The organism is Pseudoalteromonas piscicida, from assembly GCF_002744175.1.
Classification (GTDB): domain Bacteria; phylum Pseudomonadota; class Gammaproteobacteria; order Enterobacterales; family Alteromonadaceae; genus Pseudoalteromonas; species Pseudoalteromonas piscicida_B.
The window spans coordinates 1-293 of the sequence record NZ_NKHF01000141.1 but is presented as its reverse complement, the minus strand read 5'-3'; the positions used below and the strand labels follow the sequence as shown (position 1 = coordinate 293).

At 39.9% G+C, this 293-nt stretch carries 1 protein-coding gene; it reads right to left on the bottom strand.

Annotated elements, in window-relative coordinates:
- On the bottom strand, positions 1–293 hold a 293-nt coding region (locus CEX98_RS22135), incomplete at both ends, for an ISAs1 family transposase (protein WP_143484388.1).

The window sequence follows — 293 nt, the reverse complement described above, 5'->3', positions numbered from 1 at the left end:
TTTGTACATCTTCGGGCAAATTCTTTTCTTCTTCAAAGGCTGTGTCAAAACATGAAGTGACTGCTTTATAGAGTGTTTTCTGATTCGCTTTGACTTGAACCAGATAGTCAGCCCCTCTTGAAATCAATGCTGAAAGTGTCGCTTTCTGACAATGTAGTGCATCTAATGTGACGATAGAATCTGCAATATCGAGCACATCCAATAAGGCCCTAACTGCCGGTATCTCATTGGACTTATTTTCTACTGTACGCTGATACAAAGTTAAACCAGACTCGTAATCAAAAGCAGACATC